Source organism: Chromobacterium sp. FG22 (genome assembly GCF_057809415.1).
On the sequence record NZ_JBMDJX010000011.1, the window covers coordinates 51,440 to 67,957 of the forward strand.

Here is a 16,518-nt window from a genome sequence, read left to right on the forward strand (position 1 = left end):
TAATGGCTAAAGCAAACACAGCAGTTCGTGTACGCAAGAAAGTGCGCAAGTCTGTTAGCGAAGGTATCGTGCACGTGCACGCTTCGTTCAACAACACCATCATCACGATCACCGACCGTCAAGGCAATGCATTGTCTTGGGCTACCTCTGGCGGCGCTGGTTTCAAGGGCTCGCGCAAGAGTACACCCTTTGCTGCTCAAGTAGCAGCAGAGCACGCTGGTAAAGTTGCCCAAGAATACGGTGTGAAGAACCTCGAAGTTCGTATCAAGGGCCCGGGTCCGGGTCGTGAATCCGCTGTTCGCGCACTCAACGCGCTGGGTTTCAAGATCACCAGCATCTCCGACGTGACGCCGGTACCGCACAACGGTTGCCGTCCGCCCAAAAAACGTCGTATCTAATTCGGAGAGTGTGAGAACATGGCACGTTATATCGGCCCTAAGTGCAAACTCGCTCGTCGTGAAGGCACCGACCTTTTCCTGAAGAGCGCACGTCGTGCACTGGATTCCAAGTGCAAACTGGATAGCCCTCCGGGCCAGCATGGCGCTCGTAAGAGCCGCCTGTCTGACTACGGTGTGCAACTGCGTGAAAAGCAGAAAATCCGTCGTATTTACGGTGTACTCGAGCGTCAGTTCCGCAATTACTTTGCGGAAGCTGTGCGTCGCAAAGGCTCCACGGGTGAAAACCTGCTGAAGCTGCTCGAGGCCCGCCTGGACAACGTTGTATATCGCATGGGCTTTGGCTCCACTCGCGCCGAAGCGCGCCAGCTGGTTAGCCACAAGGCTATCGTTGTGAACGGCCAGGTTGTGAACATTCCGTCCTACCAGGTTAAAGCCGGTGACGTAGTGTCCGTCCGTGAAAAAGCCAAGAAACAGGCCCGTATCGTAGAAGGTCTGGCTCTGGCCGAGCAGGGTGGTTTCCCGTCTTGGGTCCTGGTTGACTCCAAGAAAATGGAAGGCACTTTCAAATCCGCTCCGGAACGTTCCGAACTGTCTAGCGATATCAACGAACAACTCGTTGTGGAATTCTACTCCAAGTAATCGCTAGCTCTTAGGGAATGACTATGCAAAACAGCGCTTCGGAATTTCTGAAACCTCGTCTTATCGACGTTCAGCCGGTTTCCGCCACTCACGCTCGTGTGTCGATGGAGCCGTTCGAGCGCGGCTACGCTCATACTCTGGGTAACTCGCTGCGCCGGATTCTGCTGTCGTCGATGCCGGGCTATGCTCCGACCGAAGTGACTATCGCTGGCGTTTTGCATGAGTATTCCGCACTTGATGGCGTGCGCGAGGATGTCGTTGACATCCTCCTCAACCTCAAGGGCGTAGTGCTTAAGCTGCATGGTCGTGACAGTGTCGTTCTGTCCTTGAAAAAGGACGGCGAAGGCGCTGTCTTGGCTGGCGATATCGAACTGCCGCACGATGTGGAAGTGATCAATCCGGACCACGTGATTTGTCACATCTCCTCTGGCGGTAAGATCGACATGGAGATCAAGATCGAAAAAGGCCGCGGCTATCAGCCGGTGTCGGTTCGATCCAATCATGAAGACAACCGTTCCATCGGTACCATTCAACTGGACGCTTCCTTCTCGCCGGTTCGCCGCGTGAGCTTTGCTGTGGAAAGCGCCCGTGTTGAGCAGCGTACCGACCTCGACCGCCTGGTGCTCGATATCGAGACCAACGGCGTAATCGAGCCGGAACAGGCAGTGCGCAACGCTGCCCGTATTCTGATGGATCAACTGTCGATCTTTGCCGATCTCCAAGGCACAGCGGTTGAAGAAGTCGTTGAAAAGGCGCCGCCGATCGATCCGATCCTGCTGCGTCCGGTAGACGATCTTGAACTGACGGTTCGTTCGGCCAACTGCCTGAAAGCTGAGAACATTTATTACATCGGCGATCTGATCCAGCGTACTGAAACCGAGCTTCTGAAGACTCCGAACCTCGGCCGCAAGTCGCTGAACGAGATCAAGGAAGTTCTCGCTTCCAAAGGCCTGACTCTCGGGATGAAACTCGAGAACTGGCCGCCTGCTGGCCTCGAAAAGCCGTAAGGTTTGAGATAAAAGGACATTAACAATGCGTCATCGTTACAGTAATCGTAAACTGAACCGCACGACCAGCCATCGTCTGGCGATGCTGCGTAACATGGCCAACTCGCTGCTGAAGCACGAAGTGATCGTGACCACGCTGCCGAAAGCCAAGGAACTGCGTCGTGTGGCCGAGCCGTTGATCACGCTCGGCAAAAAGCCGTCTCTCGCCAACCGTCGTCTGGCGTTTGACCGCACTCGTGACCGCGATATCGTGGTTAAACTCTTCGACGTGCTCGGCCCGCGCTTCTCCGCCCGCAACGGCGGCTATGTGCGTATCCTGAAGTACGGTTTCCGCAAGGGCGACAACGCCCCGATGGCTCTGGTAGAGCTGGTGGACCGTCCGGAAGATGCCGTAGCGGTTGAAGACAACTCCGCCGAGTAATCGACGAAGTTGAGGAAAAAGCCAGGCGCAAGCCTGGCTTTTTTCATTGCCGTAAAAGAAAAAACCCGCTTCGAGCGGGTTTTTCTTTGTGGGCTTTTATAAAGGGGCGCGCTTAAAAAATCGATAAGCCGGTACGCGTGGTGAAGCGATCCAGCGCTTCCAGGCCCAGCACCGAGTTGCCCTTGCCGTCCAGTTCCGGGCTCCATACGGCGATGCTCATCTTGCCGGGAATGATGGCGAGCATGCCGCCGCCGACCCCGCTTTTCACCGGCAGGCCCACGCGGTAGGCGAATTCGCCGGCGGCGTCGTAAGTGCCGCAGGTCAGCATCACCGCGTTGATCTGCTTGGCCTGGCTGCGGCTCAGCGATTGCCGGCCGTCGCGGGTAATGCCGTGGTTGGCGAGAAAGAGCCCGGCATTGGCCAGTTCCACGCAGTTCATCGCGATGCTGCAGCTGTTGAAGTATTGCTGCAGCACGGTCTCCACCTCGTTGTCGAGGTTGTCGTAGCTTTTCATGAAGTGGGCCAGCGCCGCGTTGCGGTGGCCGTGGGCGCGTTCGGATTCGGCGACGCGGGCGTTGCCGCACAAGGTGGCGTTGCCGGACTCCTGCCGCAGGCGGGCCAGCAGCGCGCCGTGGGCGTCTTCAAAATGGCTGACGGCGCGGTCGGTCACCACGAGGGCGCCTGCGTTGATGAAGGGATTGCGCGGCACGCCGTCCTCGTACTCCAGCTGCACCAGCGAGTTGAACGGGTTGCCAGACGGCTCCTTGCCGACATGGCTCCACAGGGCGTCGCCGTCCGCCTCCAGCGTCAGCGCCAGCATGAAGGCCTTGGAAATGCTCTGGATGGAGAAGGGGACGGCGGCGTCTCCGCAGCGGTAGTGCCGGCCGTCCAGAGTGGTGACGGCCATGCCGAACTGGCGGGGCGGCACTTCGGCCAGCGCCGGGATGTAATCGGCGACGCGGCCCTGGCCGTAATAGGCGAGGACTTCGGCGTGGATTTGATCGAGTAGGTCTTGCAGATTCATTAATCTATTCAGCATAAGGCGGTAAAAACGCCGGCGGACCGGCGTCGGACAATCAGAACTCGTAGCGGGTTTCCAGCACGCTGAACTCGGCGCCCAATTCCAGCAAGCCTTCATTGCGCGGCACCAGGTTGACGCCGAAGCAGACGCCTTCCGGCAAGGTGCGAATGCTGACCAGGGTGCGCAGCGGCTGCTGTTCCGGCGATTTGATCCCGGTATCCGGATCCACCGTGGTCAGCACGCAGCGCGAGCAGGGCTTGGCGACGTCGAACACCACCTCGCCGATCTGGACCACCTTCCAATCGTCCTCTTCCCAGGCGTAATCGCCGCTGACCACCAGATTGGGGCGGAAGTGGCGCAGCGATACCGGCTGGTCCAGCTCGTCGTTGAGCGCGTCCAGCGAGGCCTGGTTCACCAGCAGATAGGGGTAGCCGTCGGCGAAGGACATCGCGTGCTCGCTGTCCTTCAGCCGGCGATTGGAGCGCATGCCCAGCCACAGCAACTGGCAGGGCTCGCCCAGCACCTCGCTGAACCAGAGATCGACGGCGGCGTCGCCGTGATAGGCGGCGAAGTTGTCCTTCCATACCGTAGCCGGCGCTTCTTGCTGGTATTGGGTGCTCATCGCCAGCACCGGCGCCTTGCCCGGAAATTTGAACAGGGCGCCGCCGGGAATCAAGTCCACCTCCACGCGCACCAGCTGCGGGTGGGAGCGGGCGGTGAAGAAGCGGCCGTTGTCGCCGGCCAGCAGCCATTCGCGGTCGTGCAGCAAGCCCTGCTTGCCGGCGAAGGCGCGGCTGTAGGACAGGCCGCGACAGGATTTCAACGGATGGACGAACATTTCGACAAGTTGCATGGAGGGCTCCGCTAAGCTGTGGTCAGGGCATGGTATCACTGCGGCGGGCAACTCAGAAAATCCCACAGCCTACGATCCTGGCTGAAAGCGACGTTGAAGCGCAGCCAATCCGAGGGCATGCCGTAGGCGCGGAACAGATGGCCGGGCGCGAGCAGGATTTTGTGTTGCTGGGCCTGCTCGGCCAAGCGTCTGGCGTCCAGCCCCCCGGGCGGGCGGGCCAGCAGGAACAGGCCGTTGGACGGACGCGCGAACAACTGCCAGCCGTGTTCCAGAAACAGCTGCTGGCATTGGGCCTGAGCTTCGGACAAGCGCGCGCGCAGCCGTTCCAGCTGGCGGCGGTAGCGGCCCTCGGACACCAGTTCCAGCGCCAGCCTCTCGTTCAATTCCGGCGAGGTCAACCCGGACATCATCTTGTAATGGACGATGCGTTCGAGCAGATCGGACGGGCCGCATAGATAGCCGACGCGCAGTCCCGGCGACAGCGATTTGGAGAAGCTGTCGATGTAGAGCACGCGTTTGAGGCCGTCCAGCGCCGCCAGCGCGGGTTGGCGGCCGCCGGCGAAGTCCGCGGACACATTGTCCTCCACGATCAGGAAATCGTGCTCCTCGGCCAGGCGCAGCACCTGGTGGGCGACCGACGGCGAGTAGCTGGCGCCGGTGGGGTTTTGCAGCCAGGGATTGGTGAAGAAGGCGCGCGGCCGATGCTGGAGCAGCAGCGCGCGCAGTTGTTCCAAGTCGGGCCCGTGCTCGGTCCAGGGCACCGGCACCAGCTTGAACTCGCGAAACGCCAGGCAGGACAGCAGATTGCAATAGCCGGGATCGTCCACCAGCACGGTGTCCCCGGCCTGCAGCAGCGCGCAGGCGGCCATGTCCAGCGCGCGGCTGGCGCCCTGGGTCAGCGCGATGTCGTCGGCTCGGGCGGGGATGCCGCGTTCGGCCAGCCGGTCCGCCAAATGCTCGCGCAAGGGCAGAAAGCCCTTGGGGTCGCCGTAGCCGGGCGCGGCGACGGCGTCGCGGGCAAGCTGCCGCAGCGCTTTTTGCTGGGCCTCGGCGTCGTACCAGTGCGAGGGCAGCCAGCCGCAGCCCGCGAACAGGGTGTTGGCGTCCTGCTGGTAAATCTTGCGCAGCAGCCAGTATTCGTCCACCGGCCAGACGCGCGGCGCGGCGGGCAGATCGGGCGGCCGGCTTTCCCGCCTTCCCTCCACGTAAAAGCCGGAGCCCGGCCGCGCCGCCAGATAGCCCAAGGTCACCAGCCTATCGTAGGCCTCGACCACGGTGAAGGGACTGACGCCCAGCTCCCCGGCCATTCTGCGAATAGATGGGATTTTTGCGCCTTTGCGCCACTGACCGCATTGAATGGCGGAAATAGCTGAATTGACTATATTTTCCACCAGGGTAATGCCTTCCGCGGGCATAAGATTCAGGCTGGCCATTGCGCGTTAATTGAGCATCATTGATATTGGGCCTGTCCGTTGAGAACAGCTTGTGATAAATATCTCGTCATAAGCCGGATGGCATGTTGCAGCCGCCAATCTGTATGTTTTTTGTTGAGCTTTGCAGGCGAAACGGCTAAGACAAGAACAGAGCCTACCGGCATCGAGAATGATCATAACAGCGCTTTGTCGTGAATTGACAAGCAATCGCGGCAAGCCAAGTCGAATTGGGGATGGAGGACGGAAATGCGCTCTTTGCGTGTAAAGTTGATTGTATTCATTGCGGTGCTGCTGGTTCTGCTGGGCGCCATCATTACGACCCTGGTCTACACCCAGATGCGCAACGAGATTGTCCAGGGCGTGGATAACGAGTTGTCCAGCACCTCGCGCGGCTACGCCAACCTGGTCAAGGATTGGTACGGCAGCAAGGTCAAGGTGGTGATCGCCGGCAACCCGGTGGTGGGCACGCCCGAGCCCATGCCGATGCTGGCGCGCCTGAGCCAGGCCGGCGGCTACGACATGACCTATATCGGCACCGCCGATCACAAGATGATCCGTTCCGACTTCAAGCCGCAGCCGGCGGGCTACGACCCGGTGGCGCGGCCCTGGTATCAGCAGGCGCAGGCCAGCGGCAAGCCGGGCGTGTCCGATCCCTATGTCGATTTCGACACCAAGAAACTGGTGGTGACCTTCGTGTCGCCGGTGTTCGACGGCTCCACGCTGAAAGCGGTGGTGGGCGGCGACATCTTCATCGACGACTTGGTCAAAACCGTGCTGTCCGCCAAGCTGCGCGGCAACGGCTACGCCTTCCTGGTGGACAAGGCCGGCAAGGTGATCGCCCATCCGGACACCACGCTGACGCTGAAGCCTCTGGCGGAGAAAGTGCCGGCGCTGACCGGCGAGAAGCTGGTGCAGCTGTCCACCAGCAGCGCGATGGAGGAGATCGAGGTCAACGGCGAAACCAAGCTGGTGCAGGTGGACCCGGTGGAGGGCACCAACTGGCTGCTGGGCGTGATGATAGACAAGTCCGTGGTCAGCGAGCCGCTGGAAAAACTGCTGCTGACCGTGGTGGGCCTGGGCGCGCTGTGCGTGGTGGTGCTGATCCCGGTGGCCAGCGTGATGCTGAGCAAAATGTTGGCAGGCTTGGGCCGTTTGCGCAACGCGATGCTGGAGATCTCCAAGGGCGAGGGCGATTTGACCCGACGCATCGAGGTGCAGGGCCAGGATGAGATCGCCGAAACCGCGACCGCGTTCAACAGCTTCATCCATCGTTTGCAAAGCATGTTCGTGGCGGTGCGCACCGAGGCGGAAAACGTCACCAACGGTGTGCAGAGCGTGGCCACCACGGTGGATCAGGTGGCGCGCGATTCCCGGCAGATTTCCGACGTGTCCAGCTCCAACGCCGCGACGCTGGAGGAAATCACCGTCAGCATCTCCCATATCGCCGACGCCGCGCGCGAGGCGGATTCGCTGGTCAACCACACCGGCACCGTGTCCAGCGAAAGCGCCGACGAAATGCAGCGCATCTCCCGCGAAATGAACAGCACGGTGGAGGCGGTGAAGGGCTTGTCCGGCATGTTGGTGTCGCTGGATCAACGCTCGCAGCAAATCAGCGGCATCACCAATGTGATCAAGGACATTGCCGATCAGACCAACCTCTTGGCCTTGAACGCGGCGATCGAAGCGGCGCGCGCCGGCGAGATGGGCCGCGGCTTCGCGGTGGTGGCGGACGAAGTGCGCAAACTGGCCGAGCGCACCGGCCAGGCCACGGTGGAGATTTCCAGCATGGTCAGCACCATCCGCGAGGAAACCAGCCAGGCGGTGACCAATATGCAGCGCACCGTCAGCTCGGTGGACGACGGCGTGGAACTGACCGACAGCGCGGTGCAGCGCATCGAGCAGATCCAGCAGGCGATGCAGGAAGTGATGGCCAAGATGAACGAGATCACCTTGTCCACCAGCGAGCAGCACAAGGCCACTACCTTGATCGCGCAGAGCACCGAGCAGATCAACGGCCGCATCGTCGACAGCGACGGCGCTCTGCAGACCGTGCACGACACCTTGAACGATTTGTCGCAGGCGGCCAAGGATATGCGGCAGTTGTTCTCCAGCTTCCGCGTTTAAGCGAGCTGACGCGACACAGGAAACCCGGCTGCGGCCGGGTTTTTTCATGGTCTTGGACTGTATTGGCGATTTGGCCGGTACGGGATTGGGCAAATCCGCGCAAACTGTACCTGTAATTGTATTGGTGCAGCCGCTAGATTAGTTGTCATCATTCGGCCAAGAGCCAGGGGAGACAACGATGAATCAGCCGCAGATGGACGCGTTCTGGATGCCCTTCACCGCCAACCGCCAGTTCAAGAGCGCCCCGCGCATGCTGGTGAGCGCCGACGGCATGTATTACACCGACGACCAAGGCCGCCAGATCCTGGACGGCAGCGCCGGCCTGTGGTGCGTGACCGCCGGCCACAACCGCAAGCCCATCGTCGAGGCGGTGCAGCGCCAGGTGGCGACGCTGGATTACGCGCCGCCGTTCCAGATGGCGCACCCCAAGGCCTTCGAGGCCGCCGACAAGCTGGTGGCGATGGCGCCCAAGGGCTTGAGCAAGGCCTTCTTCGTCGGCTCCGGCTCGGAGGCGGTGGACACCGCGCTGAAGATGGCGGTGGCCTATCACCGCGTGCGCGGCGACGCCGCCCGCGTCAAGCTGATCGGCCGCGAGCGCGGCTATCACGGCGTCAACTTCGGCGGCGTCTCGGTGGGCGGCATGGCCGGCAACCGCAAACACTTTCCGGTGTCCCTGCCGGCGGTGGACCATTTGCGCAGCACCCATGATCTTGCGCGCAACGCCTTCAGCCGCGGCGAGCCGGAGCACGGCGCCGAGTTCGCCGACGAACTGGAAGCGCGCATCCTGACCCTGCACGACCCGTCCACCATCGCCGCCGTCATCGTCGAGCCGATGGCCGGCTCCACCGGCGTGCTGATCCCGCCCAAGGGCTATTTGCGGCGCCTGCGCGAAATCTGCGACCGCTACGGCATCCTGCTGATCTTCGACGAGGTGATCACCGGCTTCGGACGCCTGGGCGCGGATTGGGCGGCCAACAAGTTCGGCGTGCTGCCGGACATCATCACCTGCGCCAAGGGCCTGACCAACGGCGTGGTGCCTATGGGCGCGCTGCTGGTGAAGCCGGAGATCCACGACGCCTTCATGGCCGCCGCCGGCGAGCGCATGATCGAGTTCCCCCACGGCTACACCTATTCCGCCCATCCGCTGGCCTGCGCCGCGGCGATCGCCTCGCTGGACCTGTACCGCGAGGAGCAGTTGTTCGAGCGCGCCGCCGGCTTGTCCGCTTATTTCGAGGAGCGCGCGCACGCCTTGCGCGGCCAGCCCTACGTCAAGGACATCCGCAACCTGGGCCTGGTGGCCGGCATCGAAATGGACAGCCGCCCCGGCGCGGCCGGGCAGCGCGGTTTCGACGTCTTCCTCAAGTGCTGGGAACAAGGCGTGCTGGTGCGCTTTACCGGCGACATCCTGGCGGTGTCGCCGCCCTTGATCATCGAAAAGCACGAGATCGACCGGCTGTTCGACACCATCGCCTCCGCCTTGCGCGCCTGCGAGTAAGCGCGGCGCCGAATACTCAACTCATTCGAATCGGAACATAAGATGCAAACCATTCCTCATTACATCGGCGGCGAACGCTGCGAAGGCCGGAGCGGCCGCTTTGGAGATGTCTACAACCCGGCGCTGGGCAGCGTCGCCGCCCGCGTGCCGCTGGCGAGCCCGGACGAGGTGCAGGCCGCGGTGGCGGCGGCGCGCAAGGCCTTTCCGGCCTGGGCGGAAACCTCGCCGCTGAAGCGGGCGCGGGTGATGTTCAAGTTCAAGGAGCTGCTGGAGCAGAACCAGCAGCGCTTGGCGGCGCTGATTTCCAGCGAGCACGGCAAGGTGGTGTCCGACGCCATCGGCGAAGTCGCCCGCGGCCTGGAAGTGGTGGAGTTCGCCTGCGGCATTCCGCAATTGCTGAAGGGCGAGTTCACCGAACAGGTGGGCGGCGGCATCGACAGCCATTCCATGCGTCAGCCGCTGGGCGTGGTGGCCGGCATCACCCCGTTCAACTTCCCGGCCATGGTGCCGCTGTGGATGTTCCCGGTGGCCTTGGCCTGCGGCAACTGCTTCATTCTCAAGCCGTCCGAGCGCGACCCGTCCGCCGCGCTGCTGCTGGCCGATCTGTTGCAGCAGGCCGGCCTGCCTGCCGGCGTGTTCAGCGTGGTGCACGGCGACAAGCAGGCGGTGGACGCCTTGCTCGCCCATCCCGACATCGCCGCGCTCAGCTTCGTCGGCTCCACGCCGATTGCCCAGTACATCTACGAAACCGGCGCGCGCCACGGCAAGCGGGTGCAGGCGCTGGGCGGCGCCAAGAACCACCTGGTGGTGATGCCGGACGCGGATCTGGACGGCGCGGTGGAGGCCTTGATCGGGGCCGCTTACGGCTCGGCCGGCGAGCGCTGCATGGCGATCTCGGTGGTGCTGGCGGTGGGCGACATCGGCGACGCGCTGGTGGAGCGGCTGGCCGAGCGCGCGCGCAATCTGAAGATAGGCGTGGGCGACGACGCGGCGGCGGAAATGGGCCCGCTGGTGACGCGCCAGCACTTGGACAAGGTGACGGGCTATGTCGAGCAGGGCGTGGCCGAAGGCGGGCAGCTGGTGGTGGACGGCCGCGGCTACCGCCATCCCGGTCACGAGGACGGATTTTTCCTGGGCGGCTGCCTGTTCGACCATGTGACGCCGGAGATGAGCATCTACAAGGAGGAAATCTTCGGACCGGTGCTGGCGGTGGTGCGGGTGCCGGACTTCGACAGCGCGGTCAGCCTGATCAACGCCCATCCCTTCGCCAACGGCACCAGCATCTTCACCCGTTCCGGCGGCGCCGCGCGCGAATTCAGCCACCGCATCCAGGTGGGCATGGTGGGCATCAATGTGCCGATCCCGGTGCCGATGGCATTCCACAGCTTTGGCGGCTGGAAGGCTTCGCTGTTCGGCGACCATCATATGCACGGCCCGGAAGGCGTGCGCTTCTATACCCGGATGAAGACGGTGACCAGCCGCTGGCCGGCCAAGATGACCGCCGAATTCGTGATGCCGACGATGAAGTAAGGATGGAATGACGACTCTGGACGCGTGCTCGCGTTCAGTTGAAACCCGGAGCGATCCGGGTTTTTTTTATGCTGTTGATATTTTTCATCGAAATGTATCAAACTGGGATTAATCGGATAAAAAGAGCGATCAGCGCTGTCTAGAATAAGCTAACAAGGTGTGGGGAGATGGAAATGAACAAAACAACAATGAGCCTGCGCGGCCGTTTGCTGCTGCTTTTGGTGGCGATGGCCCTGCTGGTGACGGCGATAGGCGTGTTGTCGGTGATGCGCGAGCGGGACACCATGTTGCTGGACCGCAAGGACAAGACGCGCAATCTGGTGGAATCGGCGGCGGCCTTGGTGACGTCCTACGAGAAGATGGCGGCGGACGGCAAGATGAGCGAGCCGCAGGCCAAGCAACTGGCGGCGGCGGCGCTGAGCAGCATGCGTTACGACGAGCGCGAGTATTTCTTCGCCTTCGACAAGGGCCTGACCTATGTCGCTCACGGCGTGAAGCCGGCCTTGATCGGCAAGAATCTGCACGGGGTTAAGGAGGGCAGCGGCCAGGACATGGGCCAGTTGTTCGACCAGGCGCTGAGCGCCGGCGGCGGCAAGGGTTATGCCGCTTATGTCTGGGACAAGCCGGGCTTCGACGCGCCGCAGCCCAAGATCTCCTATTTGATGACCTCGCCCGGCTGGGGCTGGGTGCTGGGCACCGGCATCTATCTGGACGATGTGGCGGCCGCCTATCACAAATCGCTGTTCAACCTGGCGCTGGAAGTCGGCGTGATCCTGCTGCTGCTGGCCGGTCTCGGCGGCTACATCATGCGCAGCGTGCTGGGCCAGCTGGGCGGCGAGCCGGCGGTCACCGTGGACATCGTCAAACGCATCGCCGCCGGACAGCTGGATATGGACGTGCCGGTGAAAGCCGGCGACCGCGACAGCCTGCTGGCCAATGTGGCCGGCATGCAGGGGCAGTTGCGGCAGCTGGTGGGCGACATCGCCGCCGCGGCCAGCCGGGTGTCGGAGATGAGCGCCGACGTCAGCAGCCACGCCAGCGAAGTGGCCAACGGTTCGGAGAAGCAAAGCGAGGCGGCCACCTCGATGGCGGCGTCGATCGAAGAACTGACTGTCAGCATCAACCATATTTCCGACCGCGCTCAGGACGCCCGCAATCTGTCCGAGCAATCCGGCGAATCGTCGCAGCAGGGCAGCGAGGTGATTTCGCGCGCGGTGGCGGAAATGCGCCGCATCAATGAGTCGGTGGAACTGGCCGCCGGCACCATCAACGAGCTGGTGGACAAGGCGCAAGTGATCTCCGGCATTATGCAGGTGATCAAGGACATCGCCGATCAGACCAATCTTCTGGCGTTGAACGCGGCGATCGAGGCGGCGCGCGCCGGCGAGCAGGGCCGGGGCTTTGCGGTGGTGGCGGACGAGGTGCGCAAGCTGTCCGAACGCACCGCCCAGGCCACCGAGGAGATCGCCGGCATGATCGCCGAGATCCAGCAAAGCTCCACCCAGTCTCACGGTTCGATGGAAGAGGCGGTGCGGCGCGCCAAGAACGGCCTGGAACTGGCCGAGCAGGGCGGCGAGGCGGTGGGCGAGATCCGTCAGAGCGCCGGCGGGGTGCTGGGCGTGGTCAACGATATTTCCCACGCGCTGAAGGAGCAGGGCACCGCCAGCCAGGACATCGCCCAGTACGTCGAACAGATCGCAATGAGCTCCAGCAAGAACGCGCAAGCGGCGTCCACCGCTTCGGCGGCGCTGGCGGACATGAACCAGCTGGCCGGCAATCTGCGCGGGCTGGTGTCGCGCTTCCGCTGTTGAGCCGGCGGCGCGCTAGGCGGCCTTAGAGCCGATTCGAAATCTCGCGGGCGAGAGCGAGACAAGGTGAAAACCGCTGAGAACGCCGAATGCGGGTTTACTGCATGAGCGTTTCGAAGCGGTACTCACCGTGCAACGCGTCGCGACGCGCAGCCGATCGTAAGCAGGTTCTTAGCGGCCGATCTCGGTGCGCACGTCCAGCAACTCCGGGAAGAAAGTCAGCTCCAGCGCCTGCTTGAGGAAGCGCACGCCGCTGGAGCCGCCGGTGCCCTGCTTGAAGCCGATCACCCGCTCCACCGTTTTCATGTGCCGGAAGCGCCACAGGTGGAAGTATTCCTCCACGTCCACCAGTTTTTCCGCCATCTCATAGGCTTCCCAGTGCTGCTGGGGCTGGTCGTAGATCAACTTGAACAGCGGGATCAGTTCCGGGTTGCGCTGATAGGGCTGCGACCAGTCGCGTTCCAGGCTGGAGGCCGGCACCGGCAGGCCGCGCCGCGCCAGATGGCGCAGGAATTCGTCGTACAGGCTGGGCGCGTCCAGGATGGCCTTCAGCGAAGCGTGTTTGTCCGCTTCGTGGGCGAACACGTTCAGCATCGCCTGGTTCTTGTTGCCCAGCAGGAATTCGATGGAGCGGTATTGATGCGACTGGAAGCCGGAGGAATTGCCCAGCACGTCGCGGAATTCCATGTATTCCGACGGTGTCAGCGTTTCCAGCACCGCCCATTGCTCGAACAGCAGACGCTGGATCTGTTTGACCCGCGCCAGGCATTTGAAGCTGGGGCCCAGCGTGTCCTGCTGGACGAAGCGCACCGCGGCCTGCAGCTCGTGCAGCATCAGCTTCATCCACAATTCCGATGTCTGATGCTGGATCACGAACAGCAACTCGTCGTGATGCGGCGGGTTGGACAGCGGTTTCTGACAGGCCAGCAGCTCGTCCAGGCATAGATAGCCGCCGTAGCTCATGCGCTCGGAAAAGTTGGTGACGATCCCGGCTTCCAGTTTTCTCTCGTTCATGGTGTTTCCCTTGTAGAGGCGGCGCGTCGTTTCTTGGTGTGTGTCCGGTACGGGACCGGTTTCGCGTCGCCGGCGAATGATGATCGGGAATCCGGGGCCGAATGTCAAAACGCGCGATGTTCCTGTGTGGAAACATCGCGCGTTTGCGGTGTGAGGGCTACAAGGCTCAGGGCCGGTGTTTGCGGCCCAGCAGCATGGCCAGCAGCAGCAGCGCCGCGCAGCCTATCAAGACCGGCATATTGCCGTGGCGCATATAGGGCGTCAGCCCCTGGCGGCCCTGGGCGAAGCCCTGCAGCACCTGGCGGGTGTAGGGCGCGGCCACCGCGGCGATTTCGCCGTCCGGGCGGATGATGGCGGTCATGCCGTTATTGGTGGCGCGCAGCATGTAGCGGCCGTTTTCCATCGCGCGGGCCTGGGACAGCTGCAGGTGCTGGCTCATCGCCACGCTCTTGCCGAACCAGGCCAGATTGCTGACGTTGGCCATGATGCTGGCCTGGGAGGCCGGGCCTGTCAGCTCTTCGCCGAAGCTGTCCTCGTAGCAGACGTTGAAGGCGATCTTCTCGCCGGCCAGCGCCAGCGGCGGCTGATTGGCGCCGCCGCTGCTGAAGCCGGACATCGGCATATTCATGAACTGGTAGATCCAGCCGATCAGGCCGGGCACCGGGATGAACTCGCCAAAGGGCACCAGATGGTCTTTGGCGAAGAAGGGCCGGCCCGGCGTGGTCAGCGCCACCACCGCGTTCAAATAACCGCGGCCGTCGTTGGTGCGGCGCGGCACGCCGGTGGCCAGCGCCATGCCGGCGCGTTGGGCCTGGCCTTCCATCATGCTCAGATAGCCGGACGGCAGGTCGTCGAGGAAGAGCGGCAGCGCGGTTTCCGGCAGCAGCATCAGATCGGCGCGGGTGGTGGCCACTTGCTGGTAATACACGCGCAGCGATTCTTCCAGGTTTTCCGGCGACCATTTCAGTTCCTGAGCGATATTGCCCTGGGCCAGCGCCACGCTGATCGGCTTGCCCTGCGGCTGGGTCCATTCCACGCTCTTGAGCCAGAAACCGTTGCCCCACACCGCCAGCGCGGCGACCAGCAGGCCGGCGCGCATCTTCCAGCCGCTGTGGACCATCAAGGCCAGCGCGCCGGCGGACAGCGCCACCAGGTAGGTGACCAGGTGGGAGCCGCCCAGCGGCGTATAGCCGGCCAGCGGGCTTTCCGTGATCTGCGAGTAGCCGGCGGCGGCCCAGGGGAAGCCGGTCAGCACCCAGCCGCGCAGCCATTCCCCCAGTTCCCACAGCGCCGGGAAGGCCAGCAGCCAGCGCTGCCACGGCTTGGCGGTGACGCGGGCGCTCAGCCACATCGCGAGGCCCGGGTAGAGCGCCAGATAGGCCGGCAGCAAGAGCACCAGCGGCAGGGCGATCCAGGCCGGCAGGCCGGCCACGTCGTGCAGGCTGTTGTAGATCCAGTTGAAGTTGCTGGTGTAGGCGGCCAGACCCCAGACATAGCCGATCCAGAACGCGCGCTGCGGGTGGCGTTGAGTCAGGTCGGCCAGCGCCGCCAAAGACAGCGGCATGATCCAGAATAGCCGATAGGGGGCGAAGGCGAACAGTGTGAGGCTGCCAGCCAAGGCGGCTGCCAGCAGGACCAGTAAAGTGCGCATGGTAGGCATCAGGCGAAGCCGGCCGGCAAAAGCCGGCCGACGGATTGTCAAATAGCTGATCTTCATCTTAGGAGCGGGCGGCGCGGGCTCCAAGCCCAATCCGGCCGCCGGCTTCCGGCAGCGGCGTTCAGCGTCTGTTCACGCTCTTGCGAGCGTGGGCGAGACAAGGCCGAAACGGCTGGGAAAGCGCAATGCGCAGGCGGCGCATGGGCGTTTCTCAGCCGTGCTCAAGCCAGGCCTCCGCCGCGAAGCGGAAGGCGCGCCGCTTCTCAGACCTCGCTGGTTTCCCCGGCCTGAATCCGCTCCACCAGCAGGGTGTCGACGCGGCGGTTGTCGGCGCGCAGCACGGTGAAGCGCAGGCCGGCGGCTTCCACCGCCTCGCCGCGCTTGGGCAGGTGGCCGGTCAGCGAGATCACCAGGCCGCCGACGGTGTCGACGTCGTCGTCTTCGAAATCGGTTTCAAAGTAATGATTGAAGTCCTCGATCTCGGTCAGCGCCTTGACCCGGTAGCGCTGATGGCCGCGCACCGGCAGGATGTCTTCCTCGTCGTCCTCGGTGTCGTATTCGTCCTCGATGTCGCCGACGATCTGCTCGATCACGTCCTCGATGGTCACCAGGCCGGACACGCCGCCGTATTCGTCCACCACCACCGCCATGTGATTGTGGGTGGCGCGGAAATCGCGCAGCAGCACGTTCAGCGGCTTGGACTCCGGCACGAACACCGCCGGGCGCAGCACCGCCTTCAAGTCGAAGCTGGCCGGCGCGTGGAAATAGCGCAACAGTTCCTTGGCCAACAGAATGCCCAGCACGTCGTCCTTGCTGTCGCCTATCACCGGAAAACGCGAGTGTCCGGAGTCGATCACCATCGGCAGGAAGCGGGTGATCGGGTCGTCGCAGCTGATCACGTTCATCTGGCTGCGCGGAATCATCACGTCGCGCACGGTCAGCTCGCTGACTTCCAGCACGCCCTCGATCATGCCGAGCGCTTCCGCGTCCAGCAAATTGCGCTCGAAGGCGTTGTGCAAGAGCTCGATCAACTCTTCGCGATCTTCCGGCTCGCGCAGCAACATGGTGGACAGGCGTTCCAGCCAAGTCGGCCGCGGTTTACTGGGGTCTTCCATTTC

General features: G+C 63.1%; 14 protein-coding genes. 8 read left to right on the forward strand and 6 right to left on the reverse strand.

What is annotated here, in order from left to right:
* The first annotated feature begins 2 nt into the window (after nt 1–2).
* From rpsK to rplQ, 4 genes are read left to right on the forward strand one after another with little or no spacing between them, the layout of a single operon-like run.
* Complete coding sequence (rpsK, locus tag ACODSD_RS12720) at nt 3–398, forward strand: 30S ribosomal protein S11 (protein WP_008955659.1); 396 nt, start codon at nt 3–5, stop codon at nt 396–398.
* 18 nt (nt 399–416) lie between these two features.
* Complete coding sequence (gene rpsD, locus ACODSD_RS12725; RefSeq protein ID WP_043594097.1) at nt 417–1,037, forward strand: 30S ribosomal protein S4; 621 nt, start codon at nt 417–419, stop codon at nt 1,035–1,037.
* A 23-nt stretch (nt 1,038–1,060) separates the two neighbouring features.
* A complete protein-coding gene (locus ACODSD_RS12730) occupies nt 1,061–2,044 on the forward strand; it encodes a DNA-directed RNA polymerase subunit alpha (protein WP_039755788.1) in 984 nt (327 codons plus the stop codon).
* Nucleotides 2,045–2,069: 25 nt separating this feature from the next.
* The gene (rplQ, locus tag ACODSD_RS12735; protein WP_048411916.1) at nt 2,070–2,465 is read left to right on the forward strand and encodes a 50S ribosomal protein L17; all 396 of its coding nucleotides are present in this window, start codon (nt 2,070–2,072) and stop codon (nt 2,463–2,465) included.
* A 112-nt stretch (nt 2,466–2,577) separates the two neighbouring features.
* Here the strand turns inward: rplQ and ACODSD_RS12740 are convergent, their stop codons facing one another.
* From ACODSD_RS12740 to ACODSD_RS12750, 3 genes are read right to left on the reverse strand one after another with little or no spacing between them, the layout of a single operon-like run.
* Nucleotides 2,578–3,489 (reverse strand): glutaminase, encoded by a 912-nt coding sequence (locus ACODSD_RS12740; protein ID WP_107797930.1) that lies wholly within the window; start codon nt 3,487–3,489, stop codon nt 2,578–2,580.
* 52 nt (nt 3,490–3,541) lie between these two features.
* Entirely contained in the window at nt 3,542–4,339 is a 798-nt protein-coding gene (locus ACODSD_RS12745) for an MOSC domain-containing protein (RefSeq protein ID WP_107797931.1), read from the reverse strand.
* A gap of 35 nt (nt 4,340–4,374) precedes the next feature.
* Entirely contained in the window at nt 4,375–5,772 is a 1,398-nt protein-coding gene (locus ACODSD_RS12750) for an aminotransferase-like domain-containing protein (RefSeq protein ID WP_486636434.1), read from the reverse strand.
* Between the two features lie 267 nt (nt 5,773–6,039).
* On the opposite strand from ACODSD_RS12750, the gene ACODSD_RS12755 reads away from it, so the two are divergent.
* The 4 genes from ACODSD_RS12755 to ACODSD_RS12770 all read left to right on the forward strand — a co-directional run bounded on the left by ACODSD_RS12755 (nt 6,040) and on the right by ACODSD_RS12770 (nt 12,732).
* Nucleotides 6,040–7,896, forward strand: a complete 1,857-nt coding sequence (locus tag ACODSD_RS12755) for a methyl-accepting chemotaxis protein (protein ID WP_227106585.1) — start codon at nt 6,040–6,042, stop codon at nt 7,894–7,896.
* Nucleotides 7,897–8,074: 178 nt separating this feature from the next.
* On the forward strand, nt 8,075–9,391 hold the full coding sequence (aptA, locus tag ACODSD_RS12760; protein WP_227106588.1) for an omega-aminotransferase AptA: 1,317 nt from the start codon (nt 8,075–8,077) through the stop codon (nt 9,389–9,391).
* A gap of 42 nt (nt 9,392–9,433) precedes the next feature.
* A complete protein-coding gene (locus tag ACODSD_RS12765; protein ID WP_486636436.1) occupies nt 9,434–10,921 on the forward strand; it encodes a CoA-acylating methylmalonate-semialdehyde dehydrogenase in 1,488 nt (495 codons plus the stop codon).
* 173 nt (nt 10,922–11,094) lie between these two features.
* Nucleotides 11,095–12,732: a methyl-accepting chemotaxis protein gene (locus ACODSD_RS12770; protein ID WP_107797935.1), complete on the forward strand. Its 1,638-nt coding sequence runs from the start codon at nt 11,095–11,097 to the stop codon at nt 12,730–12,732.
* A gap of 168 nt (nt 12,733–12,900) precedes the next feature.
* On the opposite strand, the gene kynA is transcribed toward ACODSD_RS12770, so the two are convergent.
* The 3 genes from kynA to ACODSD_RS12785 form a co-directional block, all read right to left on the reverse strand.
* A complete protein-coding gene (kynA, locus tag ACODSD_RS12775; protein WP_227106592.1) occupies nt 12,901–13,743 on the reverse strand; it encodes a tryptophan 2,3-dioxygenase in 843 nt (280 codons plus the stop codon).
* A gap of 166 nt (nt 13,744–13,909) precedes the next feature.
* On the reverse strand, nt 13,910–15,394 hold the full coding sequence (lnt, locus tag ACODSD_RS12780) for an apolipoprotein N-acyltransferase (RefSeq protein ID WP_227106594.1): 1,485 nt from the start codon (nt 15,392–15,394) through the stop codon (nt 13,910–13,912).
* 269 nt (nt 15,395–15,663) lie between these two features.
* Complete coding sequence (locus ACODSD_RS12785) at nt 15,664–16,515, reverse strand: CorC family transporter (protein ID WP_019102982.1); 852 nt, start codon at nt 16,513–16,515, stop codon at nt 15,664–15,666.
* Between the last annotated feature and the right edge of the window lie 3 nt (nt 16,516–16,518).

What these genes read in the sequence shown, in the direction of transcription:
- ACODSD_RS12770 (WP_107797935.1), top strand. Translation starts at nt 11,095, where the DNA reads ATGAACAAAACAACAATGAGCCTGCGCGGCCGTTTGCTGCTGCTTTTG.
- ACODSD_RS12750 (WP_486636434.1), bottom strand. Translation starts at nt 5,772, where the DNA reads ATGGCCAGCCTGAATCTTATGCCCGCGGAAGGCATTACCCTGGTGGAA.
- rpsD (WP_043594097.1), top strand. Translation starts at nt 417, where the DNA reads ATGGCACGTTATATCGGCCCTAAGTGCAAACTCGCTCGTCGTGAAGGC.
- lnt (WP_227106594.1), bottom strand. Translation starts at nt 15,394, where the DNA reads ATGCGCACTTTACTGGTCCTGCTGGCAGCCGCCTTGGCTGGCAGCCTC.
- ACODSD_RS12765 (WP_486636436.1), top strand. Translation starts at nt 9,434, where the DNA reads ATGCAAACCATTCCTCATTACATCGGCGGCGAACGCTGCGAAGGCCGG.
- rpsK (WP_008955659.1), top strand. Translation starts at nt 3, where the DNA reads ATGGCTAAAGCAAACACAGCAGTTCGTGTACGCAAGAAAGTGCGCAAG.
- kynA (WP_227106592.1), bottom strand. Translation starts at nt 13,743, where the DNA reads ATGAACGAGAGAAAACTGGAAGCCGGGATCGTCACCAACTTTTCCGAG.
- ACODSD_RS12730 (WP_039755788.1), top strand. Translation starts at nt 1,061, where the DNA reads ATGCAAAACAGCGCTTCGGAATTTCTGAAACCTCGTCTTATCGACGTT.
- ACODSD_RS12785 (WP_019102982.1), bottom strand. Translation starts at nt 16,515, where the DNA reads ATGGAAGACCCCAGTAAACCGCGGCCGACTTGGCTGGAACGCCTGTCC.
- ACODSD_RS12740 (WP_107797930.1), bottom strand. Translation starts at nt 3,489, where the DNA reads ATGAATCTGCAAGACCTACTCGATCAAATCCACGCCGAAGTCCTCGCC.
- rplQ (WP_048411916.1), top strand. Translation starts at nt 2,070, where the DNA reads ATGCGTCATCGTTACAGTAATCGTAAACTGAACCGCACGACCAGCCAT.
- aptA (WP_227106588.1), top strand. Translation starts at nt 8,075, where the DNA reads ATGAATCAGCCGCAGATGGACGCGTTCTGGATGCCCTTCACCGCCAAC.
- ACODSD_RS12745 (WP_107797931.1), bottom strand. Translation starts at nt 4,339, where the DNA reads ATGCAACTTGTCGAAATGTTCGTCCATCCGTTGAAATCCTGTCGCGGC.